Origin of the sequence: Zobellia uliginosa (genome assembly GCF_900156625.1) — a bacterium.
In the GTDB taxonomy this organism is placed as follows: domain Bacteria; phylum Bacteroidota; class Bacteroidia; order Flavobacteriales; family Flavobacteriaceae; genus Zobellia; species Zobellia uliginosa.
Genome location: NZ_FTOB01000002.1, coordinates 791,578 through 812,724, shown reverse-complemented (window position 1 = coordinate 812,724; position 21,147 = coordinate 791,578). Strand labels below are relative to the sequence as shown.

Annotated in this window: 14 protein-coding genes; 3 read left to right on the top strand and 11 right to left on the bottom strand. The window is 44.6% G+C overall.

What is annotated here, in order from left to right; all coding sequences use genetic code 11:
- Positions 1-15: 15 nt before the first annotated feature.
- On the top strand, positions 16-1,215 hold the full coding sequence (gene trpB, locus BW980_RS07880; RefSeq protein WP_013995283.1) for a tryptophan synthase subunit beta: 1,200 nt from the start codon (positions 16-18) through the stop codon (positions 1,213-1,215).
- A 199-nt stretch (positions 1,216-1,414) separates the two neighbouring features.
- On the opposite strand, the gene hxlA is transcribed toward trpB, so the two are convergent.
- Entirely contained in the window at positions 1,415-2,044 is a 630-nt protein-coding gene (hxlA, locus tag BW980_RS07875) for a 3-hexulose-6-phosphate synthase (RefSeq protein WP_076454432.1), read from the bottom strand.
- 52 nt (positions 2,045-2,096) lie between these two features.
- On the bottom strand, positions 2,097-2,681 hold the full coding sequence (gene hxlB / locus BW980_RS07870; RefSeq protein ID WP_076454430.1) for a 6-phospho-3-hexuloisomerase: 585 nt from the start codon (positions 2,679-2,681) through the stop codon (positions 2,097-2,099).
- 218 nt (positions 2,682-2,899) lie between these two features.
- On the opposite strand from hxlB, the gene BW980_RS07865 reads away from it, so the two are divergent.
- Complete coding sequence (locus BW980_RS07865) at positions 2,900-3,742, top strand: helix-turn-helix domain-containing protein (RefSeq protein ID WP_076454427.1); 843 nt, start codon at positions 2,900-2,902, stop codon at positions 3,740-3,742.
- Between the two features lie 70 nt (positions 3,743-3,812).
- A complete protein-coding gene (locus BW980_RS07860) occupies positions 3,813-5,351 on the top strand; it encodes a rhomboid family intramembrane serine protease (protein WP_083690413.1) in 1,539 nt (512 codons plus the stop codon).
- A gap of 149 nt (positions 5,352-5,500) precedes the next feature.
- On the opposite strand, the gene BW980_RS07855 is transcribed toward BW980_RS07860, so the two are convergent.
- From BW980_RS07855 to BW980_RS07815, 9 genes are all read right to left on the bottom strand, one after another.
- Positions 5,501-8,119, bottom strand: a complete 2,619-nt coding sequence (locus BW980_RS07855) for an alkaline phosphatase D family protein (protein WP_076454425.1) — start codon at positions 8,117-8,119, stop codon at positions 5,501-5,503.
- Positions 8,120-8,139: 20 nt separating this feature from the next.
- On the bottom strand, positions 8,140-10,029 hold the full coding sequence (locus BW980_RS07850; RefSeq protein ID WP_175609867.1) for a beta-L-arabinofuranosidase domain-containing protein: 1,890 nt from the start codon (positions 10,027-10,029) through the stop codon (positions 8,140-8,142).
- Positions 10,030-10,080: 51 nt separating this feature from the next.
- On the bottom strand, positions 10,081-12,519 hold the full coding sequence (locus tag BW980_RS07845; protein ID WP_175609866.1) for a glycosyl hydrolase family 95 catalytic domain-containing protein: 2,439 nt from the start codon (positions 12,517-12,519) through the stop codon (positions 10,081-10,083).
- Positions 12,520-12,649: 130 nt separating this feature from the next.
- Positions 12,650-14,329, bottom strand: coding sequence for a RagB/SusD family nutrient uptake outer membrane protein (locus BW980_RS07840; protein ID WP_076454421.1), 1,680 nt, complete (start codon positions 14,327-14,329; stop codon positions 12,650-12,652).
- 18 nt (positions 14,330-14,347) lie between these two features.
- On the bottom strand, positions 14,348-17,830 hold the full coding sequence (locus tag BW980_RS07835; protein ID WP_076454420.1) for a TonB-dependent receptor: 3,483 nt from the start codon (positions 17,828-17,830) through the stop codon (positions 14,348-14,350).
- A gap of 166 nt (positions 17,831-17,996) precedes the next feature.
- Positions 17,997-19,157: a FecR family protein gene (locus tag BW980_RS07830; protein ID WP_076454418.1), complete on the bottom strand. Its 1,161-nt coding sequence runs from the start codon at positions 19,155-19,157 to the stop codon at positions 17,997-17,999.
- Between the two features lie 114 nt (positions 19,158-19,271).
- Positions 19,272-19,835 (bottom strand): sigma-70 family RNA polymerase sigma factor, encoded by a 564-nt coding sequence (locus tag BW980_RS07825; protein ID WP_076454416.1) that lies wholly within the window; start codon positions 19,833-19,835, stop codon positions 19,272-19,274.
- A gap of 475 nt (positions 19,836-20,310) precedes the next feature.
- Positions 20,311-20,664: a tellurite resistance TerB family protein gene (locus BW980_RS07820; RefSeq protein ID WP_076454414.1), complete on the bottom strand. Its 354-nt coding sequence runs from the start codon at positions 20,662-20,664 to the stop codon at positions 20,311-20,313.
- An 18-nt stretch (positions 20,665-20,682) separates the two neighbouring features.
- Complete coding sequence (locus tag BW980_RS07815; protein WP_076454412.1) at positions 20,683-21,147, bottom strand: hypothetical protein; 465 nt, start codon at positions 21,145-21,147, stop codon at positions 20,683-20,685.

Sequence of the window (21,147 nt, the reverse complement as noted above, 5' to 3'; positions counted from 1 at the left end):
TTTTAATAACATAGCATGAGCAGTTACTTTAAAAAATACCCGAATGACCAAGGGTTTTTCGAAGATTACGGTGGGGCCTTTATACCACCGGCCCTAGAGGTCGAAATGAAAAAAATAACGGATGCCTATCAGACCATTAGCAAATCGCACAACTTTATAGAGGAGTTGCGTAGCATCCGCAAACATTACCAGGGGCGCCCCACCCCGGTCTACTATTGTTCCCGTTTGTCCAAAAAATACGGGGGACGGATCTATTTAAAACGGGAAGACCTGAACCATTCGGGAGCGCATAAGCTGAACCACTGTATGGGCGAGGCCTTGCTGGCCAAGCACCTCGGTAAAAAGAAACTGATCGCCGAAACCGGAGCGGGCCAACACGGGGTGGCTTTGGCCACTGCCGCAGCCTATTTCGGGTTGGAGTGCGAAATACACATGGGCGAGGTCGATATTAAAAAACAGCATCCGAACGTGGTGCGTATGAAAATATTGGGGGCCGAGGTGGTGCCCGCGACCCACGGTCTAAAAACCTTAAAAGAAGCGGTCGATTCGGCCTTTGAGGCCTACCTTAAGGATCCTGAAAACACCATTTACTGCATCGGTTCGGTGGTGGGTCCCCATCCCTTTCCCATGATGGTCCGTGATTTTCAACGGGTGGTGGGTATCGAAGCCCGAGAGCAGTTTATGGATATGACCGGGGAACTGCCCGACCATGTCGTGGCCTGTGTGGGCGGAGGAAGCAATGCCATAGGGATATTCTCGGCATTTCTCGAAGACGATGACTGCAAATTGCACGGCGTTGAACCCGGAGGTCGCTCCTTGGAAATGGGCGAGCATGCCGCTACCATGACCTTTGGTACCCCGAACATCATCCACGGTTTTAAGTGCTATACCCTACAAGATGAGAATGGCGACCCGGCACCGGTCTATTCCGTGGCAAGCGGACTCGATTATCCGGGTGTCGGCCCCGAGCACAGTATGCTCAAGGACATGGGTGCCGTCAACTACGACATTATCAACGACAAGGAAACCATAGACGCCTTCTACGAGCTAAGCCGACTGGAAGGGATCATTCCCGCCCTGGAAAGCTCCCATGCCGTTGCCTATGGTATAAAACTGGCCCAAGAGCATCCCCAAAAATCCATACTCATCAATTTGAGCGGTAGAGGGGATAAGGATATCGACTATGTAGTGGATACCTACGGCCTTCCGGAATAGAACACCTCCCCTAGCCCATGAATTTATGGGGACTGGAAAACAAAAGGACCATGCCTGTGCATTGGTCCTTTTTTTGTTTTTACGAGTATTGGAATCGCGCTCGCAACAATTTTGATACGATCCGCTTCATAACTACCATATACAAAACTAAAGGCCTGATAGCTTTGTAATTGAGCAATCATTTATGGCTTGGTAGGGCCTAGGCTTCCAATAATTCCTTTAACTCCTTGGCCGCTTGGCTAGGGTCTTCGGCACCGTAAATGGCGGCTCCTGCCACTGCTACCGTTACTCCCGATTGTTTTACGGCCGCAATACTGCCTAGGTTTACACCTCCGGCGATAGACACGGGTACTCCCGCCCTGGCGGCTTCATCTATCAATACCTGAATGGAATACGTTTCTTCGGCCTGTTCGTCAAGACCGGCATGCAATTCTACAAATTCGGCGCCCAAGGCAATAGCCTCTTGGGCACGTTTTACCCTGTCTTTTACTCCAATGGTATCGACTACGATACCCTTGCCATGTGCTTTTGCCGATTTTACCGCCCCAGCTATGGTCGCATCACCCGTTGCCCCTAGAACCGTAATGTAATCGGCTCCGGCACCAAAGGCCATATCGGCTTCCAATTCCCCTGCATCGGCCGTTTTTAGATCGGCCAAGACCAATTTATCGGGAAAGGCATCTTTCATCTTTCTGATTCCCGATAGGCCCTCACTTTTAATAAGGGGCGTTCCCAATTCTATAATGTCGATGTACGGGGACACCTTGGTCGCCAATGCAATGGCATCTTCTATTTTTAATAAATCTATTGCTACTTGTAACTTTGCCATAATTCTATGTTTAAAATGTTCTATTATTAATTCTGTATTGCAATCGAATATGTTACTCCATATTGGCGTGCCGCTTCCAAAGTTCGGAAGCCGGACTCCCGTCCAATTCCCAAAGGGTCTGAAAAAAAGCATCTAAACCCAATAAGAGCGACTGTTCAAAAAGACTGCCCGCATATTGCTTGGAAATGGATTCGTCGCGTCCCTGCTTTTCTGCCGCGGGTATACGCACCACATGGTCTGACAATAAGGCCAAGCGTGAATCGGGGTTGGTCGTAAAGCATATCAGTCCTGCTCCAACCCGTTTCGTGGTTTCCGCGGCGTTGACGATACCCAGGGTCGTACCCGAACCCGAACCGGCAATCAGTACATCACCCGCAGCTATGGCCGGCGAGGTGGTTTCCCCTACTACGTGTACCTCGTAGCCCAAGTGCATAAAACGCATTGCCGCCGCCTTCATCATGAGTCCGGTACGCCCTGCGCCCATTATAAAAATACGTTTGGCCTGGGTAATCACGGGAATTAAAGCGGCCCATTCCCCATATGGGATAAGCTCTATTAGCCTAAGGTGCTCGTTTGCAATGGACCTCATTGCACTTTCCACTAATCGGGTCTTGCTTTCATCAAGTATGTTCTCCATCTCTAAATCGATTTAAAATCGTTTCCTTCATTAAACTCGAGTACAAAATTAGGCGGGTCCCCATGGCAAATAGTTATACAATCTGATAGATATGTGGTACAATTTGCCCACATCGCTATTTATGGTGGTGTTATTCGCTATTTTTGTGGTACATTTTGGAAACGGGGTGGCATCGGCTATTTTAAACCCTCGTCCGCAAACAATAAAACAGAGGTTTTATGCTCAGTGATAAAGTGTTATATATTCGAGATTTGGGCAATTGCCCCCCGGCCTATTTAAACGACCCGGCAAGAAAGGATTTTTTTGAAATCGTTTGGCTGCGTAATGAAGACGCCCTTCACGTTCCGCAACACAGTTTTCAAACCTTAAAAGGGGATTGGATCTATTTGATCCCCCCCTATAGGGTCCACCAATTGAACAAGGCCGGAAAAAACGGGGTGTTGATTTCCTTTAAGCAAGAATTATTGGAGGGCGATTTAAAGGAATTTCTGTTGGATGTATTCCGGATGTTCAATATACAAGGGGAATTTTCCTGTCTTCAAGTCAATGAAGAGAGTTCAAAGGGACTCGTTTCGGTACTTGAACTTTTGGAAGCCGAATACCATCAGGAAACCATCAATTTAATTATGGTAAAGGCCGTCTTAAAGGTTTTTCTACTCCAATTGATCCAGCTAAAAGAGCAGCATTTTACCTTGCACGATATTAACGAAAAGCGGGTCTACGAGTTTATGCTCTTGCTTGAAAAAAATTACGAAGACCAACGCAATGCCGAGTTCTACGCCGGAAAACTGGGGATTAGCGCAAAGCGCCTCAACCAAATCCTCAAGGAGAAACTGAACAAGACCGGGGTGCAAATCATACACGACAGGCTTATATTGGAGGCCAAGCGACAGATCATACACAGTGAGAATACCATTAAGGAAATAGCCTATAAACTTGGGTTCAAGGACCACTCCTATTTTAGCCGATTTTTTAAACTACATGCAGGACTCACCCCCCTTGAATTTCAAAATAAGGTGAAGGAACATGTGATTTCCCATGAAAATACGTTGTATAGCTAGATCGATCCGTGGGAGAAATTGAAAATTGTACCGATTATCCCCACGGACGTATAAAAAAAGGCATCGAAAAATGAATAGGCTTAGCATAAAACTCAAGGAAGTTTATTTCCCTTTTTTGGTCATCTCCATAGCTACTATTCTGGCCTACAACCTTTTCAGGTGGATTTTCGATATCAAATTGGGCATTCTCCCCCTAAAAGAGGACTTGCTGGACTTTTGGATTCCCTTTGCCATTCCATGGGTACCGATATTACTTTGGCTAAGACGAAGGATTCCCATCCTAAAAATAAGTAGGAAAGGCGGGGACGGAAACTTTGCCTATCAATTTGCAATGGCGCTGGCCATGACGGTGCCTATCATCATCAGTCAGAATTATCTTCAAAAAGCTTCCTACGATTTGATCTTTGTCAACAACATTCAACAGACAAAGGCACATGAAAAGGAGAAATACTTCAAGGTCAATGCCTATAGCCTCGACAAGAATACATTGTTGCCCTATGTAACATCACGGACTTCCGGAAAGTATAATAGCCGCCTCAATTTCCACCTGTACATTTCTTGTCCGTTTAAGAAGGCCGAGAATGTTTGGTACGGTATTACTTTCAAGAAAACGATCAGCAATAGATTAAATGACCACGAAAAAGATGTCGCCTATAAAAAGTTTATACAGGCATCGGAACGAAAACTAAAATCCTACAGCTTTCAAAATGCCAACTACTTTCAAAAGCTAGGAAATTCAGATGACAGGGATGGATTTCTAGGGGCCATCAAAACGGTGAATACGGGTGTAGATGAAAAAGCGCAAATCATTCTCGTACCAAAGATGGAAGCCTTTGTCGATAAGAATGACAATAGCTTTACCTGGATCTTTGCCTCATTCGGCATAGGGGCCTTTGTTTTGCTCTTGATGACCACCCTTCCCGGAATTAACAAAAAAGAGTTGAACAACTTCAAAAAGAGAAAAGACCTCAAAGACGACGACCTCAAAGAGTTTTTAGAATACTTGAATCCCATGGGGCCCTATAAGTCCACCTCGATTTTATTACTCTTGAATATCGCGGTATTTCTGGTGATGATGTTTTCCGGATTGAACATCATCTCCCCCACACCACAAGAACTGTTGGAAATTGGTGGAAACAGAAGGGCCGAGGTAATGACCGGGGAGTTTTGGAGACTTCTAACATCGACCTTTATCCATGGCGGTTTACTGCACCTTGTTATGAACCTGGTCGGTTTAGGATTGGGAGGAATGGTATTGGATAGTATCCTTGGAAGAGCCCAATTCATATTAAGCTATATCCTTTGTGGAATCGTGGCTAGCATCGCCAGTGTAATTTGGTATGAAAATACGGTAAGCGTTGGGGCTTCCGGTGCTATTTTCGGATTATATGGTATCATTCTGGCCTTTACAATCTTTAAAATCTTCCCGCGTTATATGCGCTCAACAACATGGATTCTATTAGGATTTTATGCAGGAGGAAGTTTATTGTTCGGATTTTTAGGAGGAATCGACAATGCGGCGCATTTTGGCGGCTTGATAAGTGGATTCGTAATTGGAGGAATCCTCATCTTAACCCAAAAGGAAGCACTAAAACAAAAGGCTAAATGATAATGGGGCCACAACACCCCTTCATATAAAAAGGGCGGGCTTTCAAACCCGCCCCTTTTCATTTCTAAATTTCTGTACCCCTCTACCCCTTTCGGGTATTGGCCCGCCCTTTTTAAAGCGAAGCACGCCAATCTAAAAAGACTACTACATTATGCGCTAAGATCTACCTTTAAGCGTTTAAGGGGTTCCCTCCCGGCTTTTACTTTGTATTGCTTCCGTAGTGACGGGCTACCTATAATTTCCAAGGAAATACTATATTTTCCCTTGGCAAATACCCTTGGGCTATACGTATTGGAAGGCAATCGCAATACATATAACAAAGTGCCGTCTTCTTCAAACACCTTTAATAAGGGAAGCTTTTCTGAAGTAATATGCAATTCCGGCAAAAACAGATCAGCCTTTGAAAGGTAATTATCTTCCTGCTTCACGGTTATCGGCCAACCCGGGTATTGTGCATCGCTTTGTAAGGGGTCGTAGAAACGTTTATAGCAATCGGTCCGTATGGTGCGTTCCTTTTTGTTAAAGCTCACTATACCGTAGCCACAGGCCCGGTTGTGTAGAATAACCGGTTCTTTGTGCGAGTTATACGGATTGCCCACAGCCTCTACGGTAATCTTGTTTCCAAATCCATCGATATGGTCGCCCGTGTAGGCGGGTTTATCATGACTATGTCCACTACCATCGACCGGAGGCCAGAACCTTCTCGGCCAAACATTGTTTAGCGCAGGACCGGTATAAGCATAACCGCAATCGCCAAATTCGTCTACCCCATATTTGATAAATGTACTGAGATGCTGGTCTCCCGCGATGTGAAAGGTCATGGCTTTTCTGATAGTCCTTAAGGCTTTGTCCCTTTTATTCTGTGGCCAGGCGTTGCTATCGGCATCTACGGTCATCACATCTCCTTCAATGTATTCCCCTTTTTCTGGCACGTACAAGGTCGGCACCATGGTTTCGCCCGTATTATTGTCTTTGGGCAAGGTTGCGACCGCGGCAAAAATGGTCTGTGACAAAAGGGCCTTCATCTGGGTGTCTTCTTGCCAGTCTTGTACCCAATCTTCAAGGAATGCCTCTTGGCGTTCCCCCAGTAGGTCGGCCTCTATATCCCTGTATTTTTTGATATCGAAATTTTCGCCCACGATAAAACCGTTATAGACTTCGGCCTCGGGCGGTAATACCATTTTTGGGGCCGATTTAAACTTACGGTCTTCCAAAATGGCAAAACTCAGCCCGGCATAATCCCATTGTGTATAGTATACATTGATTCCTTGCTCTACAGGCCTAGCATCGTAGGGGTCGGGCAAATGCGCGGTTTGGGTAAACTGAAGGATATTCACCCACTCGGGATCCATTTTATATCCTCCCGTATCCTGGGCATCTGAACCGTAGCCCAAACTAGGGTCCGTATGGCTTCCTCCCGCCCCCCATAGGTTGCCTTGGTACACATCGTGGTCATCGGTGATGACGGCGCAGGGTTTATGCCGAAACACTTCGCGGTACGACCAACCGAACATCATCCACTTTCTTAAAAAATCAAGACAGCGTTTGTCGAAGTCGCCCGTAAATTGCGATCCGTACCCCCCGTTCCGCTCATAAAACTGATCCCCGAGAAAAGCACATATATCGTAGTCCAATTTACTCAAGGCCTCATAGATATCACTATCGGGAAAACCGTAATCGGCATTGCAATTCAATACGGCCAGTTTAAGCTCGTCTTTATCCTTGGGCTCTTCGGCGATAGTCCCTTCATAGTAGTATTGAAGAACCCCATCTTTTCTGGGCAGTTCTACGGCAATACGATAAGGCACATCCTTGTCCCCTTCCCAATGGTCAATTACAAAAAGTTCCGTTCTCCCGGCATGCGTCAAGCTTATTTCCTTTTCTACGGCCCATCCGCCTTCTTTTTTAAATTCCAATCGTAGTTTATGTCCCGGTATCTTTTCAAACGGGGCAAACTGTCCCTTAAGCTTTAATCGCTTTCTATGTAAGGTGTATTGGGTAAAACAAATGGGTCCGAATATCTGGTCCTCGTTTTCATACAGTGATGAGGATTGAATGGTCCAATCGGAGAAGGCACACGATGGGCGATCTTCGGTTAGGCCCTTCCCTTGAAAATCTGCCATAAGGGCAAAATTGCCAAGTACCTCCGTTTTTTGTACGGTCAAGTCCTTGCTAAGGAAGAGGGTTTTATTTTCTGCCAACACTTCAACTTGAAGGTTCTGGCTGTCATTTGCCCCAAGGGAAGTACTTACCGATAAGGTAAAGTGTTTGGGCAGCTCCTCGAAACCCGTTTCAATGATCGCCTCGCCCACCTTTAACTTACCCCTTGGTGTCAGCCCTATAACTAATCCCTTTCCAAAGATGGCGGACCTATAATCTTCAAAATCGCCTTTCCCCCCTAAAAGCATTCCTACGCAACCCTTGTTCAATTGCTGTATTTCAGGGTTTACCACTTCAATGGTGACTGTGATACGCACCCCGGCATCGCCGTTGTGGTTTTGCACCGTCAGCAACTGCAAGTTTCTGTTCCTTGCCGTTATATTACAAAGCAACCTGCCGTCACGTATTTCCCAGTCTTGTAACCTGTTTCCCCAATATTCGGGGCCTACCCACTTCATGTCGTACCACAGTTCCCAAGCACTCTTAAACTGTACGGGAACATTCTTCCCTAATTCCTTTTTAAAAAACCTAGACATCCCATGGCCCGAAAACGCCATAGGTATGATCGCTCCCAGCGACACCGTCTTTATATAATCCCTACGTTTCATGTTGTTTATAGTTTAGTGGACTAATCCACATTCAAATAATTCCCTGATTTATCTACCAATTCATCTTCTACTTCTATGCTGTAATCGGGTATTTTGAAATAAATGAATTGGCTATCGGGATCGGGAAATTCGGTAAGTTTCAACCTAAATTCATGTTTACGATCTGCCTTTCCACTATTGTTTTCCCTCCAACCGCTAATAAAAAGGGCTGTACCATCAGGACGCACCGAATCGTCACTTTCAGGGCCGCTCAAGGTTCTGGGATCCAACAAAATCCTTCTCAGGTCGTAAAAGGAACGCTTCCCGTTTGCGGTAGCTTCCGGATTCTTATCAAGGTTCAACCCATAGATTATGGGACCACGCATAAGGGCCACCCGTCCCGAATTTCTTTTCCTTCCTCTTATAAAACGGATATCCATAGGGAAATCTAAAACCACCTGATCCTTCGAAGTCCATTCCCTCGTAATATTCACAAAAGTCCCCGGCTTAATTTCTCCCTGCCATTTTTCGCCATTGACCGTAATAGTTGCCTCCTTGGCCCAAGAGGGGATCCTCAAGGAAAGCGGAAAGGTCGATGCCTTGTTCGGGGAGACCGATAGTTCTACCCTTCCCGAGGTCGGATAACTAGTCTTTTGTTGCAAGTCTACCGTAATACCTTTATCGAGCTCAAGCTTTGCTTCGGATTGGGCGTATAGGTTCACGGCCACCCCATCTTCTTTCGACCGATAATATACCATTCCGGGCAGTTCGGAAATAATCCTTCTAAAGTTGCCGGGGCAGCACATGTATTCCACATCGTAATAATGACGCTCCCCTTCAAAGGGGGTATAGTAGCGTAACTTTTCCCCGTCTGGCGATTGGGCGCCAAAGAGTCCGTTATACATGGTTCTTTCAATGAGGTCGCCGTATTCGGCCTTTCCGGTTAAACGCAACAGGCTTTCATACACCCTGGTTTGATATGCCGTGGCACAGGTCTCCCCCAATTCGTTTTCGCCATCTTGGTCGTCGGTCCAAATCTCACGTTGTCCGGCACTTCCCGTAATGGTCAGACCATCTTCCGCCAAAAAAAACCGCATGGCATTCTCGGTCTGTTGTAAGAGCTCTTTGTTTCCCGTATACCGGTAAAGTTCAATTTGTGCCATACACATGGCAAAATAGGCGAACATATGTCCGCTTACCCCAGGTCTACGGCCGATCTCGATCTTGGTATCCCATTGGTACAAAGACTTGGTCTTTTCCGAAAAATTGAGGAAGCGTTTTTCTCCCGTGGTCTTGTACAGTCTGAAAATGGCCCAATCGATTCCCGTGTCGAGCACGTGCATATCTACTTCGGCGGCGTAATCATCGGGCATTTCATGCCAATGTTCCATAATAAAATCAGCCGTCTTTATGGCCGCTTTGAGCGAGCGTTTGTTTCCGAAGAGTTCGTAGTCGGAAGTTAGGCCATCAATAATAAAGGCCATTTCATGGATATCCCAATTATCACCACCGCCTTGACTGTTCCACAGTCTACGTTCCGGCTTATAAAATCCAGAATACCCATTTTTCAGCTGTTCGTCAATAACCTTATCGACGATATCGTTCTTTATTTCTATCATTTTCGGATCATGGGAATAAGCCGCCAATCGTACGGAGGCATCTATAAGCATTCCCATACCGATAAAGGCCCCTACCACTTCGGGTCCGGTTTTGGCCTTGAAATGATCGGTGAAGTTTTTATCGAGGTGGAGTTTTTTGATGTTGTTGTCCATGGTCACATCAAGTCGCCTTCCGATTTCGCCATCTATCTTGACGTTCTTGACCAAAACTTGATGAAACTCATCCGAAACTTTTGCCGGTACAGCATCTTGGGCATGGAGCAGAGGGATACATACCGCTACTAAAGCGATGTAAACAAGAGTACTTTTCATTATCTTATGGTTTAAATTTTTACTGTTCATCTATCCTTATAATTTTGTTGTTCAGCGCTTCCCCAAGCTTATCGTAAAGGTCTTGGTCTCTCCTTCTTCAAATGAAATTTCCAACGCTTCGCCTTTGCTTGTAAGCGCTTTCCCCGAGCTATCCTCGCTGGTCCAAGTGGTATGATAGCCCCTGATCAATAGATTGATATGCTGCTTTTTATTGGAATAAATGGTACAGCGGACAACACCCTTGTCAAAATCCCAGGACAGCTCCTTCACTCGAGCTTGGGTACGGCACGCTATATTTGTGATCTTGCCCACAGCGATATCTTCCTTCCATGCCGGCAACAACTCAATAAACCCAGGGCGAGAGTATACCAAGGCTTCGGCCACTACGGTGGGCAAACTACAGAGTGCATCGGAATTAAAAATTTCGAGATCCGGATTATGGGAGGTAAACATTCCCCTGTAAATAAACTTTTTAGACAGCATATAGCCCAAGTTTTTATACAGTAAATCGGCCTGTTTCAGTCTTGCGCCGATCAGGGCCCGATGCATAAGTCCATGCGCGGAAAAGTTGCCGGATTTTCTCTTATTTGCCGCTATTATGGCCGCATCAAAAAGCTCGGGCGTTTCTTCCGGGTTAATCTCATGTCCCGGCCACACCGGATAAAAGTGCGATGCGTGGCGATGGTCATAATTGTCCTCTAAATTGGGGGCGGCCCATTCCTTTAATCCTCCAATATCGTTGATAAGGTAAGGAGGAAGCTTGTCCCTTAGTTCCTGTAATTGCTTTCTCCTTTCTGATTTAATGCCCAAATTATCGTACACGGTAATCAGATTGGTAAAAATCTCCTTGGCTACGGCAATATCCATGGTAGCGTTTATTACCCCGCCCACCTTTAAGTTTGACGGTGTATTTTCCGGAGAATAGGAAGGAACGAAAACAAAATTTCCCGCACTGTCCTTAACGGTGAGGAAGTCCTCATAAAAGAGAGCGGTCTTTTCCATCATCGGCAACAAGCGTTCCTTCAAGAACTTCTCATCCCCTGTCGTTTGATAATACTCATAACATGGGGAGAGCAGCCATCCTGCCCCCGACACCCAAAACTGACCTGGAAAGGAGGCGTTAAAATGGGTATGCAAGCCCCTTCTCCCCGAGGTCCTGAATCCTGATAAATACCCTCTGCAACCGTAAATGTTCTTAGCATTTATTTCCCAATCGGGGGCAATCCGCTCCAACATTTTCATATAACTATCAATCGCCTCGGGCATGTCGGTAATGTTCGCCGAGGAAATCTGTAGGTTGACATTGGCATCGGTGGTAAAGTCACCCGACCATTCCGGTCTCCATTGCCCGTTCCATATCCCCATTAAATTGGGCGGGTTTTCGCCACTCGAAGACAATAGGGCGTACCGCCCCATATAGAACATGGTTTCTAGAAATTCGGGAGAAATACGATCGGGGTTTTCAATCTGTTGGGCAATCAGTTCTTCTGTCGCGTGCCGCACCGAATCGTTGGGGTAAATGTCAAAGTCTACCCGATTAAAGATTTCTTGGTGGACTTTGGTGTGACGCGATAATAAGGTTCCATAGTCTAGCCCAACTTCGTTTATGGCTTCCTTGGCCTCTTCAATTTGGCTTTTTCCAAAATCTTCCAATGGAATTATTTTACTGATCAGCAGTACTTCTTCCGCATCGCGAATACTCAAAACACTGTCGTTTACAGCCGTATGCCCTTGGTTAACAACGACCTTGGTAAGCACGTCATAACCGCGTTTGTTGACCCGGTAATTCACGCGGAATAAAAGCCAATCGGGACTCATCGACCGCGTAACATCGGACACCCCGTAGGGGACTTCTTCCCTAGTGGCCCAATCTTCCGGTTTTGCCCCCTGCATATCCATTGAGATTTCGCAATTGATAGCCCCATCACCGCCAATTTTTTGAACAATGACATGGTCTTTTCTGCTCACAAAAGATCGGCGGTCAAAACGCTGTCCGCCATCTTTCCAACTTACCACCACTTCCCCCGTTTCAAAATTTAGGCTTCTTCTGTAATCCTCGATAGCATTGATCTGGGGTTGTTGGATGTTCATGACAAGGGCCGGATGGTAGGGATCCGTCCATAACAATTTGGGGAGTCCTTCATCTTTTGCCCTATCAATGGAATAATTAATGGCCCCTTCATAGTCGCCATTCATCAACATTTTTCTGGTCTGCGGCAAGTACTTCGCAATATTCGGTGGCTCTACATTTTCATTTCCGATAGGCTCATAGAGGAATTCGTGATTAAAGATGACCTGTTCATTTTCAGGTTGACCAAATACCATTATGCCCATTGCCCCATTACCACTCACGAGGGCATCTTGCCACATATCCGCGGGTAGCATACTATATATAGCTTTGGAATAGATTTCTTTCTTGTTATCGTCTTGACGGTGACAAGAAAGAAATATTATGGCCACTATAAATAATTTGACAATGTTGTATTTCATCATTTTTTCTTTTTCCGGTTTCCTCCAATAAGTTACCTGTTCAAAAACCCAATGCGCCTGAATAAAAATTTAAATATTGGGGCGATAGTTATCGCCCCAATTTTAATTATAAATAGCGGTAAAACAAGGTTTACCAACCCGGGTTTTGTTCCAACTTTGGGTTTATATTGATCTCCCTTGTAGGCAAGGGCCTCAAATAGTGTTTTCCTGCGTCGAAATAACGTCTTTCAGAAGGCTCTACAATAAGGAAGCCATTCGCATCGGTTCGGCTCTGGTAGTCTTCCTTGAGATAGATGTTCTTATCATCGTCATTGATGATAATAGGGTCGGTACCCCATTGTGAACCTACTATTTTGATACCTAAGACGGTCTGTGGTAAAACCTCCTCGGCGATCTTCCATCTTCGCAAGTCGTCGTAGCGATAGCCTTCCAAGGCAAGTTCAACGGTACGCTCCCTTCGTATCTCCTCCTTCATATCCAATCCGTTCGAACTAACAAAGGTGTTTTTTAGAGGAAGCATGCCTACCCTATCACGGATTACATTGATCGACTTATCTAAATCGATATCACTGATACTACCGTTCTTTTCGTACAAGGCTTCCGCATAGATAAGCAATACTTCGGCATAGCGAATTACATGGGTATCCCATCCGAATTGGTTCTGTTGGGTGGTATTCCCAAACTCATTTTCAGATCTGTATTTATTGGTCATATAGCCCGTATTCCCATTTCTTGATGGGAAAAATGGCCAACTTTCAATAGGTTCCGGAAAAAGTGACCAGACCACGGAACTACCGGGACGCACAAAGGTCATTTCCATACGGGGATCACGGTTTTCGTATTCCGAAGTCCTTGTATCATACCCATTGAAGTCATCCGATTTATCGATGGGGAGTCCATCGGTACATAAGTATTCATCGGCCAATTTCTTGGTAGGGATATACTCTCCACCTAAAATACGGTCACTGAAATTCTGACCGCGTACGTTTACCTCATAGCGACTGTCCAATATACTCTCTGGAGAGTCATCTCCTTCCTCGATAAAGAGGTATCTATAACTTTCGGCACCCTTACCCGTAAACAGGCTGAACTCATTACTATCGATGACCTCACTGGCCGATGCTATGGCTACATCTAAATATCCACCATCATCAGCGCCATGATATTTCCCCCAGGTTCCTTCAAAAAGGGCGATTCTAGCCTTTAATGCCAAGGCGGCACCCTTGGTAATCCTACCCACGTCAGCTGAGGCAAGACTTGATTTTAAAGGCAGGTCTAGGCTAGCATCGGTAAGGTCTTGTAGCATAAAATCGACAGTTTCCTTTCTTGTGGCCCTTGCGTCGTACAATCCTTCCGAATCGATATCGGGAACATCCTTTATCAAGGGTACTCCCCCATACAACCTAAAAAGCATCCAATAGTTCCAAGCCCTGAAAAATTTAGCTTCGGCAACAAACCTTTTTACATCGGCATCCTCTAATTTTCCAGAATTTTCCGCTTCGGCAAAAATCTTATTGCACTGACGAATGTAGGTATAAGGGGTATTCCATTTACTATCGGTATCAGAAACCACATAGGTTCCGTTACTTATGGAATTATCGGTAAAATACGCGATTTCAGACTCTACATCGGCTTCTATCTTTTGCTGTGACAGCGAATAGTAAAGGTTGTTGGAAGCCAATTTAAAATCGTCGGCAGTCTCCCAGAAGGTGGCATCTGAAATAGAGTCAAGAGGATATAGATCCAAGTCTTTGGTACACCCGGAAATTAGCAAAACAACCAAAATAATATAATTATATAACTTTTTCATTTTTCTATTTGTTAGGGTTTAAAATTTCAGGTCAACGCCCAGTGAAATGGTTTTGGTAAATGGGTAATTCTGGTACGTCTTGTTTCTACCCGCGAACAAACTTTCGGGATCATAAGAATTGCCCCATGTGCCCTTACTAAAAGTAAAAAGGTCATCGGCACTTGTATAAAGTCTAAAGCTCTCCAATCGCAATGATTCACAAATCGATTCCGGTAGGTTAAAGGCAAGCACCAAGGACTTGACCCTTAGGTAGGAAAGCTTGTTTACCACCCGATCGGAATATTTGTAGTTCCAGTCCCTTAGTTCATCCCATCCTACACCACCGGGGATAATTCTAGGAAATTCGGCATCGGTTCTTTCGGGCGTCCATGTTTTTCCGTGAAAGTAGCTTATGGAAGGGTGCCATACGTAGTACAAGGGCATGCTAGGTACGCCTTCCCTAATACCGACCCTCTTGCCCACTCCCTGAAAGAGCATGCTAAAGTCAAAGTTCTTGTACGATAAACTGATGTTCGAAGAATACGTATACCTAGGGTTGGTATTTCCTAAATACTTCATATCGCCCGTGGTACCCGCTTCGGGGTTGCCGAATGCCGTAATTTTTCCGTCACCGTCCAAATCATTGTACATGGCATCGCCAATACCGATATTCTGAGGAACGTTTTCCAATTTTTTGTATTCGTCCAACTGCTGTTGATTTTGAATAAAGCCATTGGATTCAAATCCGAAATACGAATTTATGGGGTAGCCTTGTCTTGTGGACACCAATCCTTCGGCATAGGAATCGTTTCCTTCCAGTTTGGTCAGTTTGTTTTTGGCATCACTCACGTTGGCGGAAATGGAATACTTAAAGTCGCCCTTGGTATCGCCCCAACCTATGGAGAAATCCCATCCCTTGGTTTCCAAATCACCGATGTTCAATGTAGGGGCCGTACCACCAAGGGTTGCCGGCAAGGTTACATTGACCAACATATCGCTGTTCTTCTTTACGAAATAATCGAAACTACCGGCCAACCTTGAATCAAACAAGGCAAAATCGACACCGATATTGGAAGTCTCTATCGTCTCCCATGTACGCGATTCGGAGGCTATACTGGCCACCGCACCTGGCAAACCAACATTGGGCGAGCCCAGTGGATAGTTCCCCGATACCGTAATAAGGGGAATATAATCGTAGTTACCGAAACTTAGGTTTTGGTTTCCCGATTGCCCCCAAGAGGCCCTCAATTTTAAATCGTTGACCGTATTCGAATTCCTTATAAAATTCTCCTCTCCCAAATTATATGAGGCAGATACGGCGGGAAACAAGGCACTCCATCTTTCGCTGGCCGCAAATTTTGAACTTCCGTCTATTCTTGTGGTTACATCGACAAAGAATTTACGGTTGTACGAATAACTGAACCTTCCGAAATAGGAGTTCAACGCCCAATCGGTCAACGACCCCGTATAATCCATAAAGGCGACATCGGTCCTATCGGCCAAGTTTAGGGTAAATATGTCGTTCGACTTAAAGTTATAGCCCGTTATACTTTGGCTTTCATATTCGTTCTGCTCGTGCGAGACACCTCCCATCAAATTAATACGATGCTTGTCGAACAGGGTTTTATTGTAATCTAAGTATACCGTATATGAACCATAGGTATTTTTAGAATTGAAATAGGTCGCGGAATTCGGGTTGTTTCGCGTACCGAAGGTTTCGTCGTCCCAATTGATCAGGTCGAAGGTACGGTTAGAAGCATTGGAATCGTATAATTCGAAATTCACCCCTACTTGGGTTACCAGCTTTAAATCATCGGTAATACTAAGGTCGGCCTTTAAGTTGGTCTGAAATTTCTTTAGGTCTGAGCTTTTCTCTCCGTTTTCCTCTAATAATTGTACCGGATTCTGATAGTTTTGATACCAGTAAAACTGGCCATCGGGTGTATATGTAGGGGCATAGCTCCACATTAGGTGTGCACTCTCTATGGCGCTTCCCAAGGCCGATGGTTCCTTTACCACATTGTTGTCGAATGCCGTACGTAGGTTCACCTTTAGCTTGTTCTTAAAAAGATTGAAGCCGAAATTCACCCTGAGGTTGTACAGGTCCGATTTTGATACGCCATGGGTGATGACGCCATTGTTCGATTTATAGCCTGCCGAAATCAGGTAATCATGATTCTCTTCCCCACCTGAAATCGATAGGTTGTGCATGCTTTGGGTTCCGGTTCCGTAGATATCCTTCAACCAATCGTGGGAGCCGTAAAAACCTGGATAGTTTTCCAAATACTTCATCCACCCATTGCCCGGTTCGGGCGCGGCGTTGTTTCTGATTTTATCGAACACTTCTTCGGTCACCCCGGGCTGCCCGATGTTGCGCATTCCCTCATCGTACATTTCCGCCATTTGCAAGGTGTTGGTCATTTCGCTTATGTAGGTTGGAATATTGACCCCATAGTTATAGGAGTAATTAACCGACAAGCGCCCTTTCTTTCCCTTTTTCGTGGTCACCATCACCACCCCATCGGCCGCGCGCGCACCGTATATCGAAGCTGCCGCATCTTTTAGAACGGTAACATTTGCAATATCATTAGGGTTTATGGTGTTGAGATCTCCGGGAATTCCATCGATCAAGATCAAAGGACTACTACCCGCTATGGACGAGGCACCCCGAATATTAATGGAGTAGCCTTCACGCCCCGGTTGCCCGCTACTTCGGGTCACGGTAACCCCTGGCATGGCCCCTTGCATGGCATCCAAGGTGTTGATTACCGGACGGTCTTCAAATATTTTATCGCCTACTTTCGACACCGAACCTGTCAATTCCCCTTTTAGCTTGGTTCCGTATCCCACAACAACGACTTCATCCAAACCCGAGGCACTTTCCTCCATTTGTACACTTACCGAAGTCTGTCCCATTAGGCTGACCTCCTTGGTCGCGAAGCCTATGTAGGAAATTACCAGTATGGCATTTTCATTGGCCACGTTTATGGCAAAATTACCGTCAAAGTCGGCCGTAACCCCATTTGTAGTGCCCTTTTCCACAATATTCGCCCCTGGAAGCGGTTCTTGGTTCGCATCTAATACGACGCCCTGTACTTGCCTTTGGACCACTGTGGCTACCTTCGATTTATCTGGCACGACACGCGTTGTTTGGGCTTTGGAAGCATCGACCTTGATTACGATCTGCTTTTTCAGGATGACATAATTAAGGTGCGTTCCCTTAAAGAGTATGTCCAATATTTTCGCTACCGGCTGATTGGTAACCTTGACCGAGACCAATTTCTTTATATCCAATTTTTGGTTATTGTAAAGAAATTTGAAATCCGTCTTCGACTCTATTTCCTCAAAGACCTGGCGTATTTCTACCTCGTTCAGGTCAAGGCTGATCTTTGTTTTTTGCGCGTATCCGTTAGCCTGTACGGAGAAAATAGAGAGCATTATAAGAATTGCCGAAAGTTTCATTCTTAAATTTAATTTTAACGAATGGGCATTGTAGGTACCCATGCCAGTACATTTTTCCATATTTTTGTAAAGTTTTTTAGTTGACTATTAAATAGTTGATTATCGTAAGTCGGGAAATGTTAGCGCATTTTCCGATTTTTTTTGTTCGACATCCACCTATTCGATTTTGTTCAATTCACTCTTTTTTGGTTATTTCATAGGCACTTGGTATTAGTTGGTTTTGTGATTATTTTGGTGGGAAAATGGTAATATGGTTATCTGTTATTTGATATTTAAAAGGGGTTTCGAGCGTAAAGGAATTTAACACATCGTCTATGGTCTCTACATCAAAAGTGGCGGTAAACACTTGGCCATTTAATTTTTCATACCTATTCTCTATGGTCACGTTATAATGCCTTTGTAGCTTTTCTATAATCTGTTTAAAGGAAGTACGCTTTAGTACCAACACCCCTTTTACCCAATCGGTATAGGTATGGGTATCGACTTTCTCAAAATCTATCTGTTCATGGAACTTATCCCAGTCGGCCTTATATCCGGGCTGCAATAATGTCCCCTCCCCGGTCTTGTTCCCTTTTTGGGCAGGATAGAGCATTACCGACCCCTCCACCAAAACGGTACTTACTTTTCTATCTAAACTATAAGACGATATGTTGAACTGGGTGCCCAAGACCTGAACATCCATTCCTCCGGCACTTACAACAAATGGGTGCCTTTTATCTTTGTATACATTGAAATAGCCTTCGCCCGAAAGAAAGACTTGTCGGTTTTGCCCCGGTATAAATTTAACGGGATACTTTAGGGAAGACCCTGCATTGAGATGTACTATGGTACTATCGGACAGGATCAGTGTAAATCTTTTACCATAGGGCACTTTTAAGGTGTTATACGAAAGTTCCGTGGCCTCCCTATGTATGGAATAGTCCAATTGTTCTTCTACCTGTTTTACCAATACGCTTCCCTTTTTGTTGGTAATGGACTTTATCTCGTTGGGGGCAATCACCTTGACTTCACCATTGCCCAGTTGTAAGGTAATGGCATCGGTCGGTACCACGGGGCTATCGGTATCAGCGCCATATTTCAAGTAGCCCAGACCCAAGGCCAGTCCCACGATAAGCAGTGCGGCATATTTCAATGGAAACCGTTGGAAAGAACGGAGCTGCTTTTTCCTTTTTTGCGTTTGTGAGCGCGCTACGATACGATGCCAATCCGCTTCGATATCGAGTTCCAAAACCTCTGAAACGTTTCCTCCCTTCTTTTCAATAGCTTGAAGGCGGCGAAACAAGGATCTATTTTCCTCGGAATCATTTATCCAAGCATCAAAATAGAACCGTTCTTCATCGGTAAGTTTGTCCTTTAGTTTTTTTACTATAATCGGGGCTATATCCATAGTCTTTATTCCGTTCGATCAAACTTAAAAATTGATCGCTTTGGTATATGACCCAGAAATAGTAAAAGAGGGTGATGCTATTTTGAAAAAAGTTTAAAATTTTTTCAATAAAAACTAAAAAACCAAAAAAAAGAAGAGGGTGTAGTGCACATTTCCCAAATTATTTCGCAAAATGCGATATGCTTTTTTCATTTGGGTCTTTACCGTATTCACCGATATCCCTAAGGAATCGGCAGTAGAATTGTATTTCTGGCCCTTTACCACGCAAAGTTCAAAAACGTTCTTGCATTGGGGAGGAAGTTTTTCGAGCGCATCTTGCATCTTCAACCTCAGTTCATCATCCGGCTTCTCTTCCTCTGAGGCGATTATCAAGGCATTTTGATTTAAGGGCTCTAATTTTTTGGAACGTTCCAAATGTTTCAGGCTTGTATTCTTGACGGCCCTCCAGATATAGGCCTTTAGGTTTAAAATTTCGGCTGCCTGATCTTTGACCAAGATTTTTACGAACACATCTTGAACAATGTCCTTTGCCTGGTCCATACAAGCCACGTAACTATAAGACAACAAACAGAATTCACTATAGCATTCCTTGAAAATAACCTGCACCTCTACCCGTATACCATGTTCGTCTTTGGTATCCACAGGTTTCCGTAAGGAGCTATTAGCTGTTATTTTCATTGATTCCATCCGTTCACAAGAGCCTTAATGGTAAAGAAGAACAATAGCCTCTGTACAGCGTGCGTACATGGTAAGCTTGTCTAAAAAAAAGAAAGACAATGCGCCTGTACGCCCTAGAAAATTTCCATAAATTTTGAACCAGAGGGTATTCCCTTACCAGATATATCCCTATCAAGCCCCAATCCCCCAAGCGGGTTTGTAATTTTCTTAAATATCTTTAGGTATTTATAAGAAAACCATAATTTAAACAGCGTCAAAATATTGATTTCCCTACCTAAAAGAAACTTATACCGCTTTATGGTAAAACCAAAAGCGGACTAAAAAACGTATGGAGAATCGTTAAGCGGGGTTCGTACGCCATGGTAGTATGCTAATAGAAAGCATAGCAAAATCCTTCCCCTTAAAACGAAAGGGGATTTTAGAAAGTCTATGGACGTATGCCCAAGTGACCTTATAGGTCAGCAAGGTTTACCGATTACTCGGTCTCCTCGCCAATACCGATATTCTTAAAGGTCTGGATGATCAGCTGCATTTCCTTTTCGTGTAGGTGCTTATCGGAAATCGCCATGTTTTCAAGAATCTGTGCCAATACCTTCTTTTTAGGAAAGGTCATACTATGAAGGGACACTAATGCTTCGTCAACCGTTGTATTTTTGGCCTCATTGATTAAATTATGGTCCATATCTATATCTTCTTGAAGTTGTTTCATAGCTTCAAGCTCGCCCGGATGCACGGTTCCATCGGCCATTACCACCTCATGGGCCATAACATAGATCGCTTTCTTTTCAATGGCTTCAAATTGTGCTTTTTCTAAATTCTTAGTTTTCATAGGGATCTTATATCAGCTTCACTTGTTCATAGATTCAAAGATATAGGCCATTAAGCTGCTTTCCTTAGTATGCTTAAAACCGTCGGAAATAGCCGTCATCTCTAAAATCGATTCTAGGTTTTTCTTTTTTTTCTGGGGCATTTGCCTCAAAATGGAAAGGGCCTGTTCACTTTCAATATTCCGGGCCTGCATGATAAAATTACTATCAAAATCAATTTGCCGCATCAGTTGGGAAACGGCGTTGATTTCCCCATTATGCACATGTCCGTCCGCCAAGATAACGGAATTTACCACGTGTACCATGGCCAGTTTTTCGGCCAATGTAAAGACCGCTATTTTCTCTTGCATAAATGCGTAATGGTTTTTGTTTATTCCGGTAAGATAGTAAATTCTGCGAAAGTGCTTCCAATTTTTATAGGAAGCATTAAAAAGCGACCTTCCGCTTTTTGAACGGTACAAAAAGGCAAGGCCAAGAACCCCCAT

Bases quoted from the DNA above. Each gene is read 5' to 3' on its own strand.
- trpB (WP_013995283.1), top strand. From the start codon at position 16: ATGAGCAGTTACTTTAAAAAATACCCGAATGACCAAGGGTTTTTCGAA.
- hxlA (WP_076454432.1), bottom strand. From the start codon at position 2,044: ATGGCAAAGTTACAAGTAGCAATAGATTTATTAAAAATAGAAGATGCC.
- hxlB (WP_076454430.1), bottom strand. From the start codon at position 2,681: ATGGAGAACATACTTGATGAAAGCAAGACCCGATTAGTGGAAAGTGCA.
- BW980_RS07865 (WP_076454427.1), top strand. From the start codon at position 2,900: ATGCTCAGTGATAAAGTGTTATATATTCGAGATTTGGGCAATTGCCCC.
- BW980_RS07860 (WP_083690413.1), top strand. From the start codon at position 3,813: ATGAATAGGCTTAGCATAAAACTCAAGGAAGTTTATTTCCCTTTTTTG.
- BW980_RS07855 (WP_076454425.1), bottom strand. From the start codon at position 8,119: ATGAAACGTAGGGATTATATAAAGACGGTGTCGCTGGGAGCGATCATA.
- BW980_RS07850 (WP_175609867.1), bottom strand. From the start codon at position 10,029: ATGAAAAGTACTCTTGTTTACATCGCTTTAGTAGCGGTATGTATCCCT.
- BW980_RS07845 (WP_175609866.1), bottom strand. From the start codon at position 12,519: ATGAAATACAACATTGTCAAATTATTTATAGTGGCCATAATATTTCTT.
- BW980_RS07840 (WP_076454421.1), bottom strand. From the start codon at position 14,329: ATGAAAAAGTTATATAATTATATTATTTTGGTTGTTTTGCTAATTTCC.
- BW980_RS07835 (WP_076454420.1), bottom strand. From the start codon at position 17,830: ATGGAAAAATGTACTGGCATGGGTACCTACAATGCCCATTCGTTAAAA.
- BW980_RS07830 (WP_076454418.1), bottom strand. From the start codon at position 19,157: ATGGATATAGCCCCGATTATAGTAAAAAAACTAAAGGACAAACTTACC.
- BW980_RS07825 (WP_076454416.1), bottom strand. From the start codon at position 19,835: ATGAAAATAACAGCTAATAGCTCCTTACGGAAACCTGTGGATACCAAA.
- BW980_RS07820 (WP_076454414.1), bottom strand. From the start codon at position 20,664: ATGAAAACTAAGAATTTAGAAAAAGCACAATTTGAAGCCATTGAAAAG.
- BW980_RS07815 (WP_076454412.1), bottom strand. From the start codon at position 21,147: ATGGGGGTTCTTGGCCTTGCCTTTTTGTACCGTTCAAAAAGCGGAAGG.